Here is an 11,468-nt window from a genome sequence, read left to right as displayed (position 1 = left end):
GACGTACGAGAATAGTGATCCTGCCTGATCGTCCGATCCACGCATCTGATCCCCCAGAAGCTTTCTTCACTTCGAGTGAATCATCTCCAAAGATCGACCGCTATAGGCTTTTTCAACAGCCTGCTAGCCGTTCTCCGCCAGCACGGTGCCGGCGAGATAGAGCGAGCCGCAGATCAGCACGCGGCAGGCCGGGCCGTCGTCGTGGGAATCGACGACCGCGCGCAGGGCCGCCTCGACCGAGGGAAAGGCGCTGGAGATCAGGCCGACCTCCGTACCGGCCTTCACGCAATCCTCCGCGGAAAGGCTGGCATGGTCGCCGGGGATGGCGACGGCGTTCAGGTCCTCGAGCAGGGGCGCCAGCGGTTTGAGGAAGGCGACCGGGTCCTTGGTCGAGAGCATGCCGAAGATCGCATGGGCGCGCAGATCGGCGCCGCGCTTGCGGTCCTGGTCCTGCCAGTCGCGGATCATGTTGGCGATCACCTGGCCGGCATCCTCGTTATGACCGCCGTCGAGCCAGAGCTCCCAGTCCGGCGGCAGCATTTCCGTGAGCGGACCGTTGGTCAGCCGCTGCATTCGGGCCGGCCATTGAACATTGCGAAGGCCCTGCGCGATGGCACCGTCGTCGATTTTGAAACCCTCCAGCCAACGGGTCGCGGCGATCGCGGTTCCGGCGTTGGCGAATTGATGCGAGCCCAGGAGGCCCGGCGGCGGATAGCGGCGCGGCCCGCGGGTGTCGAGGAAGCGCAGCGAGTCCTTCAGGAGCCCGTCCACGAACCACTCCTTGCCGTAGCGGTAGAGCGGCGCGCCGAGCTCCCTGGCCTTCGCCTCGAAGACGGCCAGCGCCTCGTCCGGCTGCCGGCCGACGATCGCCGGACGGCCCTGCTTGATGATGCCGGCCTTGTTGGCGGCGATCTGCTCCAAAGTGTCGCCGAGGAACTGCATGTGATCCATGGAGATCGGCATCAGCACGGAAGCCAGCGGCTGGTCGATCACGTTGGTCGCGTCGAAGGTGCCGCCGAGGCCGGTCTCCAGCAGGATCACGTCGGCGGGCGTCCGCATGAAGGCGAGGAAGGCCGCGACCGTGGTGATCTCGAAGAAGGTGATCTGCTGGCCGCCGTTGGCCTGCTCGCATTCCTCGAGCAGGTCGATGAGCGCGGGCTCTTCGATCAGCTTGCCGTTCAAGCGAATGCGCTCGTTGAAACGCACCAGATGCGGCGAGGTATAGACATGCACCCGATAGCCGGCGGCCTCGAGAAAGGCGCGCAAGTAAGCGATCACCGAGCCCTTGCCGTTGGTGCCGGCGACATGGATCACCGGCGGCAGCTGCTTCTCCGGATTGCCGACCCGGTCCAGCAGGCGCTGCACGCGGCCGAGCTCGAGGTCGATGAGCTTGGGGTGCAGCTTGTTCAGCCGCTCCAGCACGATGTCGCTGGAGCTGCCCTGGGGGCGTCCACTGGAAGATTGGGGCGACGCGTTCACCGACGCGATCTTGTTCACAGGTGTTATCGCTAAAAGTTAAGCCGCTTCACGCTTGGTCAAGAGGCCGATCAGACGGGCCAGCTGCTCGCGCAGCTCCTTCCTCGGCACCACCAAATCGACGATACCGTGCTCCAGGAGGTATTCGGCGCGCTGGAAGCCTTCCGGCAGCTTCTCGCGGATCGTCTCCTCGATCACGCGCTGGCCGGCGAAGCCGATCAGGGCACCCGGCTCCGCCACATGGATGTCGCCCAGCATCGCGAAGGATGCGGAGACGCCGCCGGTGGTCGGATCGGTCAGCAGAACGACGAAGGGCAGGCCCGCCTCCTTCACGCGATCGACCGCGATGACGCTGCGCGGCATCTGCATCAGCGAGAAGATGCCTTCCTGCATGCGCGCACCGCCCGAGGCCGGGATCGCGATCAAGGCGGCGCGTTTCTCGACCGCGAGGTCGGCGGCCTTCACCAGACCCTCGCCGACGCCCATGCCCATGGAGCCGCCCATGAACTCGAAATTGAAGGCGGCGACCACGACCGGCACGCCGAGGATGGTGCCCGAGCCGACGATGATGGCGTCGCTCTCGCCGGTCTTGGACTGCGCCTCTTTCACCCGCTCGGTGTAGCGCTTGCGGTCGCGGAACTTGAGCGGATCCGGCTCGACCTTCGGCAGCTCGGCGCGCTCATACTGGCCGTCGTCGAACATCAGCTCGAGCCGGCGCTTCACGCCGATCCGCAGGTGATGGCCGCAATGGGTGCAGACCCGCTGGTTCGCTTCCAGCTCGCGGTGGAAGATCATCTGGCCGCAGGAGGGGCACTTGTCCCAGAGGTTGTCCGGGGTGTCCGGCTTCTTGACCAGCGCGCGGATCTTGGGGCGGACGAAATTGGTGAGCCAGCTCATGCCACGGCGCTCCGCTGCTTCGCGGCCGAACGCACGCCACGGCTGAGATCGCGCACCAGCTCCAGCACATGCTCCTTCAGGCCGGGTTGCGGCTTGCCGCCGGCGTCGAGCGAATCCGCGATGCGCTGGACGATCGCCGAGCCGACGACCGATGCGTCGGCCTGCTCGGCCACCGCGCGCGCCTGGTCGGCGGTCTTGATGCCGAAGCCGACGGCGACCGGCAGATCGGTATGGCGCTTCAGGCGCTGCACCGCCTTGGCGATGTCGATGTTGCTGGCCGACTTGGTGCCGGTGATGCCGAGGATCGAGACGTAATAGACGAAGCCCGAAGTGTTCCTGAGCACCGTCGGCAGGCGCTGGTCGTCGGTGGTCGGCGTCGCCAGGCGGATGAAGTTCAAGCCGGCCTTCAAGGCCGGCAGGCAGAGCTCGGCGTCCTCCTCCGGCGGGAGATCGACGATGATCAGGCCATCGACGCCGGCGGCCAGCGCGTCCTTCAGGAATTTCTCCACGCCATAGGCGTAGATCGGATTGTAGTAGCCCATCAGCACGATCGGCGTCTTCTGCTCGGTCGCGCGGAACTCGGTCACGAAGGCCAGCGTCTTCTTCAGGGTCATGCCGCTCTTCAGCGCGCGCAAGGACGAGGCCTGGATGGCAGGGCCGTCGGCCATCGGATCGGTGAAGGGCATGCCGAGCTCGATCACGTCGGCGCCGGCACTCGGCAGTGCTTTCACCAGGTCGAGCGCGGTCGCGTAGTCGGGATCGCCGGCGGTCACGAAGACGACGAGGCCGGCGCGGCCTTCCGCCTTCAGATCGGCGAAGCGGCGTTCGATGCGGGTGGTCATAGCTTGGTCCCGAGCCTTTCCGCGACGGCGAAGATGTCCTTGTCGCCACGGCCGCTCAAATTGACGATCACGGTCTTGTTCTTTCCGAGCTTGGGCGCGAGCTTCTTCACATAGGCCAGCGCATGCGCCGGCTCGAGCGCCGGGATGATGCCTTCGACCCGGCTGAGCAGCTGGAAGGCGTCCAGCGCCTCGGTGTCGGTCGCCGAGACGTAGTTGGCGCGGCCGATGTCGTGCAGCCAGGAATGCTCCGGGCCGATGCCGGGATAATCGAGGCCGGCCGAGATTGAATGCGCATCGGCGATCTGGCCGTCGGCATCCTGCAGCAGATAGGTGCGGTTGCCGTGCAGCACGCCGGGGCGGCCGCCGGTGATCGAGGCGGCATGGCGGCCGGTCTCGACCCCGTCTCCCGCAGCCTCCACTCCATAAATTTCCACGGACGTGTCGTCGAGGAAGGGGTGGAACAGGCCCATCGCGTTGGAGCCGCCACCGATGCAAGCGACCAGTGCATCCGGCAGGCGGCCTTCCGCCTCCTGGTGCTGCTGCTTCGCCTCCTCGCCGATCACGCTCTGGAAGTCGCGCACCATCGCGGGATAGGGATGCGGGCCGGCGACGGTGCCGATGATGTAGAAGGTGTTCTCGACGTTCGCCACCCAGTCGCGCAACGCCTCGTTCATCGCGTCCTTCAAGGTGCGGGTGCCGGACTTCACCGGCACGACCTCGGCGCCGAGCAGCTTCATGCGGAAGACGTTGGGCTGCTGCCGGGCGATGTCGACCTCGCCCATATAGACGGTGCAGGGCAGGTTGAAGAGCGCCGCCACCGTCGCCGTCGCCACGCCATGCTGGCCGGCGCCGGTCTCGGCGATGATCCGGGTCTTGCCCATGCGCTTGGCCAGCAGGATCTGGCCGATGCAGTTGTTCACCTTGTGGGAGCCGGTGTGATTGAGCTCCTCGCGCTTCAGGTAGATGCGGGCGCCGCCCAGCTCCTCGGTCAGGCGCTGGGCGAAATAGAGCGGACTCGGCCGGCCGATGTAGTGCTTGCGCTGATACGCCATCTCCTCGGCGAAGTTCGGATCGGCCTTGGCTTCGTCATAGGCCTTCTCGACGGCGAGGATCAGCGGCATCAGGGTCTCGGCGACGAACCGTCCGCCGAAAATGCCAAAGCGGCCGTGTTCATCGGGGCCGGCGCGGAATGTATTGGGTTTGTTCACGAGCTTCTGGTGACCGGTCTAGCGAAAGGGGCGCAATCAACCATAGACCAAAGGAAAGGTCAAAGGCCAACCCACCTCACAGGGACCGGGCGACCGCCAAGAAGTCTTTGATCTTGTTGATATTCTTCTCGCCGGGCCGGTCCTCGACCCCGGAGGCGACATCGACCGCCGGGGCCCCGCTCTGCCGCACCGCCTCGGCCAGGTTGGCGGGGGTGAGGCCGCCCGAGAGCATCCAGGGCAGAGGCGAGCGGAAGCCCTGGAGCAGGGTCCAGTCGAAGCTGACCGCATTGCCACCGGGCAGCGCGTTCTTCATGTCGGCGGGCGGCTGGGCGTCGAACAGCAGGCGGTCGGCCACGGTCGCGTATTCAGCGGCGCGGGCGATGTCGGCGGGGTCGCGGACCTTGATCACCTTCATCACGGCCAAGCCGAACTTCGCCTTGATCGCGGCAACCCGTGCCGGCGTCTCGCTGCCGTGAAGCTGCAGCAGGTCGAGCGGTGCCGCGGCAAGGATCGCGGCGATCCGCGCGTCGTCGTCATCGACGAAAAGCCCGGTTTTCACCACCTCGGCCGGGATCGCGCGGCCGAGCATGCCGGCCTGCTCCGGCTCCACGTAGCGCGGACTTTTGCCGAAGAAGTTGAAGCCGATGAAGGCCGCGCCGTACGCGACGGCGGCGGCGACCGTTTCCGGCGTCTTCAGGCCGCAGATCTTGGCGGGAATCGGCACTAGACCGTCTCGCGCAGGAAATACGGGAAGGCGGTGACCAGGATCGCGAGCTGGACGGCGATGCCGATGAGCTGGAGCGCGGCGGTGATCAAGGTGAAGGTCAGCGGCGCGTATTGGATCAGCAGGGTCGTGGCGAACACCGTCTCGACCAGATGCTCCACCACCATCAACGGCACTTCCACGGCGATCAGCGCGATCAGCAGCTTGAAGCCCTGGCCGGCGGTGCGCTTCCAGGCGGTTTTCAGCGGCATCGGCGCATCGAGCGCGATGCCGATCCAGCCGGGCGAGAGGCGCACCACCAGCGCCGCCCAGATCAGCAGGCTGGCGAGCAGGGCGGCCATGACGCCCGGCATGCCGAAGCCGGCGAGGACCAGCATGAGGATGACGGCGACGAAGCCGCTGCCGATCGAGGTTGCGAGGAACAGCAGGAAGAAGCGGAAATGCCGGCCGCTCAACGCGAGGCCGATCCCGGGCGCCGCCTCCATCCCGAGCGTCAGCTGGCGCAGCCAGTTGACCGAGAAAACCGCCAGGGTCGCGGCATAGGCAATGGCGAGCAGTGCGATCAGCGGCATCGCGCCGCCGTCCTCCGGCATCTGGTTGGGCTGCGCCTTGGCCATCGCTTCCAGCATCACCTGCTGCAGCGGCACCAGGATGCCGAGCAGCGCCGCCAGCGGCACGATCGCCAGCCGCAGGAAGTGATCGCGCGCCTCCCAGCTGCGCCGCAGGCCGGCACGCAGCAGCGGGCCGAGCAGGATCTCGCGCTTGGGCTCGGCGATCATGAGAACCTTAGGCGGCGTCGATTTCCGCCACGATCCTGCCGGCCGCGCCGGCGGGATCCTGGTCGGCGGTGATCGGGCGGCCGATCACCAGATAGTCGGCGCCGGCCCGCGCGGCTTCCGCCGGCGTCATGACGCGCTTCTGGTCCCCGACCGCCGCCCATTCCGGACGGATGCCCGGCGTCACCAGCAGGAAGTCGTTGCCGAGACGCTCGCGCAGCGGCCCGATCTCCTGCGGCGAGCAGACCACGCCGTCGAGATCGCTTTCCTTGGCGAGCTCGGCCAGGCGCAGCACCTGGTCCCTGGCCGGCACCGACTGGCCGACGCGCCTGAGATCGACGTCGTCGAGGCTGGTCAGCACGGTGACCGCGATGACCTTGGGCCGGCGCAGGTTGAATTTGTCGGCGCTTTCGGCCGCGGCGTCGCGCGCGGCGCGCATCATGGTCTTGCCGCCCGCGGCATGCACGTTGAGGATCAGCGGCTCCAAAGGCGCCACCGAGCGCACAGCGCCCGCGACCGTGTTCGGGATGTCGTGGAATTTCAAATCGAGGAAGATCGGGGCGGGTTCGCTGGCGCCTTCCTTCTGGGCGGCGACGATGGCGGCGATGCGGCGATAGCCGGGCGCGCCATGCGCCATGTAGAATTCGAGGCCGAGCTTGATGCCGGCGACCGAGGGGCCGAGTCGGCCGGCTTGCGCCGCCGCCGCTTCCAGGTCCGCCGTGTCGATCGCCGCCAGGACGCCGCTCTTGCGCAGCAGTTTCATCGCGCTCAAGGCCTTTGTCTCCCGCTTGTCCATCGATGGGCTGCTTCTAAACCAGTTCCGGCCCCCCGTCATCACTCGGAAATCTGGGGGCGGCGTTGCACGAAGCAATGCCCTTGTCATGGCCAAACTGGTAGTTTCCTGGTCGAATCGCGAAGGGAGCGACGAGATTGTTTCGGTGGGCGGCTCGGATTGCCGGTATATGCGGCCTGACCCTGCTGGCAGGTTGCGGCACGACGGAATCGGCGCGCGGACCGTCGCTCCAACCACGACCGGAGCTGACTTGGCAGGCTGCGATCGGCGAGCTTTCGACCAGTGACTCCAAAATCCACTGCTCGGCTGTGCTGGTGGCGAGGGACGTCATCGCGACGGCCTCCCACTGCCTGTACCTGGAGACCACACAGCGGCCGGCGTCACCGCATGACCTGATCTTCCGTCCGAACCTGGGGGCTCTCCGGGTGTTGCCGCCGTCGCGTGGCGTCGAGTTCATTGCCAAAGGCGAAGGTGCAATCCGAGGCGGGCCTCTCAAGAACTGGGAGGTGTCGAATGATTGGCTGCTGGTGCGAATCAGCCCGCCGGTCACCGCCGTGCAGCCGATCACGGTTGCGCGCCTGACCATCGAAGGGATGCTCGAGATGGTCCGATCGGGTTATCGCCTGGTGGTGGCGGGCTATGGCAACGGCCCAGACGATATGTTGAAGGTGAACGAAAGGTGCCGCCTGCTGTCGCAGGTAAAGCTCGGCTGGTTTCTCGATGACAGCTGGCTGCAGCTCGACTGCGCCCTGCGCATCGGGGACAGCGGTGGCGGCATCATCCTGCTCGATGGCGCGGGCCAGCCCGCTCTGGTCGGCGTTGTCGCGGGCATCGGCAAATTCAAGACCAGGCCGCTCGGGCTCGGCGTCAATGCCAGCCAGTTCCTGCCCTATCTCCGGCAACCGATTTCCCGAGCCCCGGTGCCAGTTCCGGTCCTTGCGGCGCTGCCCGCCGATTGACAGTTGCCGTCAAGCTGTATACAGCTTGAATGGATCGCCGGACCAGGGGAGCGTGGGATGAGCGGAGAACGGGGCGCCCGCGAGTCATTGCGGCGGAAGGAGCGCCGGGTGCCGGTCAAGGGCATCCGCCAGCTGCCCTTCGCCCGGGTCGAGAACCGCTATCCGCCGATCCAGCTGCTCTCCGCCGACGAGCTTGAATCCATCCACCGCGCCTCGCTCCGCCTCCTCCAGGAGGTCGGGATGGAGGTGCTGCATGAAGAGAGCCGCCGCGTGCTGCGTGGCGCCGGTGCCGAGGTCGACGAGACCAACCAGCGGGTGCGCTTCGCGCCGGAGCTGATCGAGAGCTTGGTCGCCAAGGCGCCATCCGAGTTCACCCTGGAAGCGCGCAACCCGGCCTACAACGTCCGGGTCGGCGGGCCGCATATGATCTTCGCCGCGACCGGCGGCCCGGCTTTCGCCAGCGACTGCGACCGCGGCCGGCGCGCCGGCAATTGCCAGGATATGTGCGACTACATCCGCCTGGTGCATCGGCTCAATGTGATCCACCAGGAAGGCGGCTGCCCGATCGAGCCGACCGATCTTCCGGCGGAGACCCGGCATCTCGACTTCTACCGCGCGGCGATCACGCTGACCGACAAGACCTGGCAATGCTGGGCGCTGGGCGGCTATCGCGTCGAGGACGCGATCGAGATGGCGGCGATCGCCATGGGCAAGACACGCGAGGAATTGCGCGCAAGCCCGGTGACCGTGACCGTGGTGAATTCCAACTCGCCGCTCCGGCTCGACATCCCGATGGGCGAAGGCCTGGCCGCGATGGCGAAGGCCGGGCAGCCGGTGGCGATGACGCCGTTCACGCTGGCGGGCGCGATGAGCCCGGTCACGATTGCCGGTGCGCTCATGCAGCAGAATGCCGAGGCGCTGGCGCTGATCGCCTTGGCGCAGATCTATGCGCCGGGCGTGCCGGTGCTCTATGGCGGGTTCACCTCGAACGTCGATATGCGCACCGGCTCGCCCGCCTTCGGCACGCCGGAATATGCCAAGGCGGCGCTGGCCTCCGGACAGCTCGCGCGGCGCTACAAGATTCCCTTCCGCTCCTCCAACGTCACAGCCTCCAACTGCGTCGATGTGCAGGCCGCTTACGAGGGCGGCATGTCGCTCTGGGGCACGATCATGGGTGGGGTCAACCTGATCGAGCATGCGGCGGGCTGGCTGGAAGGCGGGCTCACCGCCTCCTTTGAAAAACTGATCCTGGATGCCGAGATGCTGCAGTTGATGCGCGAGTTCCTGAACCCGCTGCAGATCGACGAGGACAGCCTCGGCCTGGAGGCGATTCGCGAGGTCGGGCCCGGCGGGCATTTCTTCGGCACCGGCCATACCCTCGCCAGGTTCGAGCGCGCCTTCTACGAGCCGATGCTCAGCGACTGGCGCAATTTCGAGAACTGGCAGGACAGCGGCGCCAAGTCCGGCACGGAACGGGCCAACGCGATCTGGAAAGAGCTGCTCAAAAGCTACGAGCAGCCGGCGCTCGATCCCGGCATCGCCGAAGCGCTCGACGCCTATGTCGCCAAGCGCAAGGAAGAGATCGGGCGGCAGAGCGCCTAGCGCGACAATTCCCGACAACCCCGACCCTGATATGTGAGGCGGCGCACTTCTACGCGGGAGCGGAATCCATTAGGATTTCGGACATCCCCCTGGGAGGTTTCAATGCGGCGTCTTCTGCTTGCGGTGCTGGTGATGGTGGTGCCGGCTCTGTTCATGGCGACGCCCGCCGGCGCCGAGCCGCGGGTCGCGCTGGTGATCGGGAACTCGAAATACCAGGGCGACCTGCCGAAGCTCCCCAACCCTGCCAATGACGCGGCGCTGATGTCCGCGACCTTGAAGAAGCTCGGCTTCACCGTGATCGAGACGCACGACGCCGACCTCACGCAGATGAACAAGTCGATCCGCGATTTCAGCGACAAGCTTTCCGCGGCCGGAGGGCAGGCCGTCGGTCTGTTTTTCTACGCCGGACATGGGCTGCAGATCGACGGCGAGAACTGGCTGATCCCGGTCAATGCCAAGATCGACGAGGCCAAGGATGCGGAGTTCGAGGCGATCAATGCCTCGAAGATCCTCGGCCAGATGGAGTTCGCGCAGAACTCGCTCAACATCGTCATCCTCGACGCCTGCCGCAACAACCCGCTCTCGCGCGGCATGCGCTCGGGCGGAACCGGTCTCGCGAAGATGGACGCACCGCTGGGGAGCTTCATCGCCTACTCGACCGCGCCGGGCATGACCGCAGCCGACGGCAAAGGCAAGAACAGCCCCTACACCGCCGCCCTCGCTAAGGCGATCCAGAGGCCCGGCATCGCGATCGAAGAGGCGTTCCGCGACGCCCGCGTCGAAGTGCTGGCCTCGACCGACAAGCAGCAGATTCCCTGGGAATCATCTTCGCTGACCGGCGCCTTCCAGTTCAATCCGGGACCGAAGGTAGCCGAGCCGCAGGTCGCGGCAGCAGCGCCGGCGCCGGCACCAGCCCCCGCGCCCGCTGCGGCCCCCACCGCGAAGACGCCCGACGCGCCCGGCGGCAAGGTCGCGATGTGCAAGGATTGCCCGGAGATGGTCGCAATTCCCGCGGGCGAATTCATGATGGGATCGCCGGATGATGAAGACGACCGCAATGAGCGCGAGGGACCGCAGACCAAGATGACCATCCGCGCCTTCTCGATGGGCAAGTATCCGGTCACGCGCGGTCAGTTCGCCGAGTTCATCCAGGCGACCGGCTACAAGCCGGCGCGACGCTGCTTTGCCGAGGTCAGCCACGACAAATGGGAAACGACCAGCAAGGCGAACTGGGAGAATCCTGGATTCAAGCAGACCGATCGCGATCCGGTCATCTGCATCAGCTGGGACGACATGCAGGCTTATATCGAATGGCTGTCCCAGGCGACCGGAAAGGCCTACCGGCTGCCCAGCGAAGCCGAATGGGAATACGCAGCCCGCGCCGGGACCACAACCAGCCGCTATTGGGGCGACGACGCTGACGAAGCGTGCGCCTACGCGAACGCCTCGGACGCAACGGTCAAGAAGGAATATGGCTGGAAGGGCGTCGTGGATTGCGACGACGGCTATCTCTACACATCGCCGGTCGGAAAGTTCAAACCCAACAAGTTCGGCCTCTACGATATGATGGGCAACGCGCGCCAGCTCACAGCCGGCTGCCTCACCGATTCCATCGCCGACCTGCCCAAGGATGGCTCGCCGAACGAGGAGTGCGACGAGAATCATCCCATGCGGGGCAGTTCCTGGGAGTCCTATCCGACGGTCGTCATGCGGATCGCTTGCCGAGAGGCCGCCAACTCGACCGAGGCTGCAATCCGCTTCGGCTTCCGGCTGGCGCTGAGCCAATGAAAAACCCCGCGCCTTGCGGCGCGGGGCTTTCTCTACCGTTCCAGCGATCCACCTACGCCGAGGCTTCGGTGGACAGGTCAGATCACCGAGTGGATCCAGTCGGCCAGCTGCTGCTTCGGCAGCGCGCCGATCTTGGTCGCGGCGACCTGGCCGTCCTTGAACACCATCAAGGTCGGGATGCCGCGGATGCCGTATTTCTTCGGCGTCGCCGGGTTGTGGTCGATGTTGATCTTGGCGATCTTCAGCTTGCCGTCGAGATTCTGCGCAATCTCCTCCAGCGCGGGGGCGATCATCTTGCAGGGGCCGCACCACTCCGCCCAGAAATCGACCAGCACCGGGCCGGACGCCTTCAGGACGTCGGTGTCGAAAGAGCTGTCGCTCACATGGGTCGTGCTCATCGGGT

The 11,468-nt window shown here is 66.2% G+C and carries 11 protein-coding genes; 3 read left to right on the top strand and 8 right to left on the bottom strand.

The window, feature by feature from the left end; translation table 11 throughout:
- Positions 1–123: 123 nt before the first annotated feature.
- The 7 genes from ACH2CY_RS24140 to pyrF form a co-directional block, all read right to left on the bottom strand.
- Positions 124–1,497, bottom strand: coding sequence for a bifunctional folylpolyglutamate synthase/dihydrofolate synthase (locus ACH2CY_RS24140; RefSeq protein ID WP_395022317.1), 1,374 nt, complete (start codon positions 1,495–1,497; stop codon positions 124–126).
- Between the two features lie 18 nt (positions 1,498–1,515).
- The gene (accD, locus tag ACH2CY_RS24135; RefSeq protein ID WP_395022316.1) at positions 1,516–2,373 is read right to left on the bottom strand and encodes an acetyl-CoA carboxylase, carboxyltransferase subunit beta; all 858 of its coding nucleotides are present in this window, start codon (positions 2,371–2,373) and stop codon (positions 1,516–1,518) included.
- Positions 2,370–3,215 carry a tryptophan synthase subunit alpha gene (trpA, locus tag ACH2CY_RS24130; RefSeq protein ID WP_395022314.1) on the bottom strand — a complete coding sequence of 282 codons (846 nt, stop codon included), beginning with the start codon at positions 3,213–3,215 and terminating at the stop codon, positions 2,370–2,372. Before trpA ends, accD begins: the two co-directional genes overlap by 4 nt.
- On the bottom strand, positions 3,212–4,423 hold the full coding sequence (trpB, locus tag ACH2CY_RS24125) for a tryptophan synthase subunit beta (RefSeq protein ID WP_395022312.1): 1,212 nt from the start codon (positions 4,421–4,423) through the stop codon (positions 3,212–3,214). Before trpB ends, trpA begins: the two co-directional genes overlap by 4 nt.
- 76 nt (positions 4,424–4,499) lie before the next feature.
- Positions 4,500–5,147, bottom strand: a complete 648-nt coding sequence (locus ACH2CY_RS24120) for a phosphoribosylanthranilate isomerase (protein ID WP_395022311.1) — start codon at positions 5,145–5,147, stop codon at positions 4,500–4,502.
- Positions 5,147–5,926: a hypothetical protein gene (locus tag ACH2CY_RS24115; RefSeq protein ID WP_395022310.1), complete on the bottom strand. Its 780-nt coding sequence runs from the start codon at positions 5,924–5,926 to the stop codon at positions 5,147–5,149. The genes ACH2CY_RS24120 and ACH2CY_RS24115 overlap by 1 nt, the downstream gene beginning before the upstream one ends.
- Before the next feature lie 7 nt (positions 5,927–5,933).
- On the bottom strand, positions 5,934–6,686 hold the full coding sequence (gene pyrF, locus ACH2CY_RS24110; protein WP_395022323.1) for an orotidine-5'-phosphate decarboxylase: 753 nt from the start codon (positions 6,684–6,686) through the stop codon (positions 5,934–5,936).
- Between the two features lie 167 nt (positions 6,687–6,853).
- On the opposite strand from pyrF, the gene ACH2CY_RS24105 reads away from it, so the two are divergent.
- From ACH2CY_RS24105 to ACH2CY_RS24095, 3 genes are all read left to right on the top strand, one after another.
- Positions 6,854–7,675 carry a trypsin-like serine peptidase gene (locus tag ACH2CY_RS24105; protein ID WP_395022309.1) on the top strand — a complete coding sequence of 274 codons (822 nt, stop codon included), beginning with the start codon at positions 6,854–6,856 and terminating at the stop codon, positions 7,673–7,675.
- Positions 7,676–7,732: 57 nt separating this feature from the next.
- On the top strand, positions 7,733–9,277 hold the full coding sequence (locus tag ACH2CY_RS24100) for a trimethylamine methyltransferase family protein (RefSeq protein WP_395022308.1): 1,545 nt from the start codon (positions 7,733–7,735) through the stop codon (positions 9,275–9,277).
- A 102-nt stretch (positions 9,278–9,379) separates the two neighbouring features.
- Positions 9,380–11,065 carry an SUMF1/EgtB/PvdO family nonheme iron enzyme gene (locus ACH2CY_RS24095; protein ID WP_395022307.1) on the top strand — a complete coding sequence of 562 codons (1,686 nt, stop codon included), beginning with the start codon at positions 9,380–9,382 and terminating at the stop codon, positions 11,063–11,065.
- Positions 11,066–11,142: 77 nt separating this feature from the next.
- On the opposite strand, the gene trxA is transcribed toward ACH2CY_RS24095, so the two are convergent.
- Positions 11,143–11,463, bottom strand: coding sequence for a thioredoxin TrxA (gene trxA / locus ACH2CY_RS24090; RefSeq protein ID WP_028098708.1), 321 nt, complete (start codon positions 11,461–11,463; stop codon positions 11,143–11,145).
- Positions 11,464–11,468 lie beyond the last annotated feature (5 nt).

This window comes from Dongia sp. (assembly GCF_041905885.1).
GTDB lineage: Bacteria > Pseudomonadota > Alphaproteobacteria > Dongiales > Dongiaceae > Dongia.
Note: the sequence above shows the minus strand (reverse complement) of the source record. Positions and strands in the feature narration are given on the sequence as shown.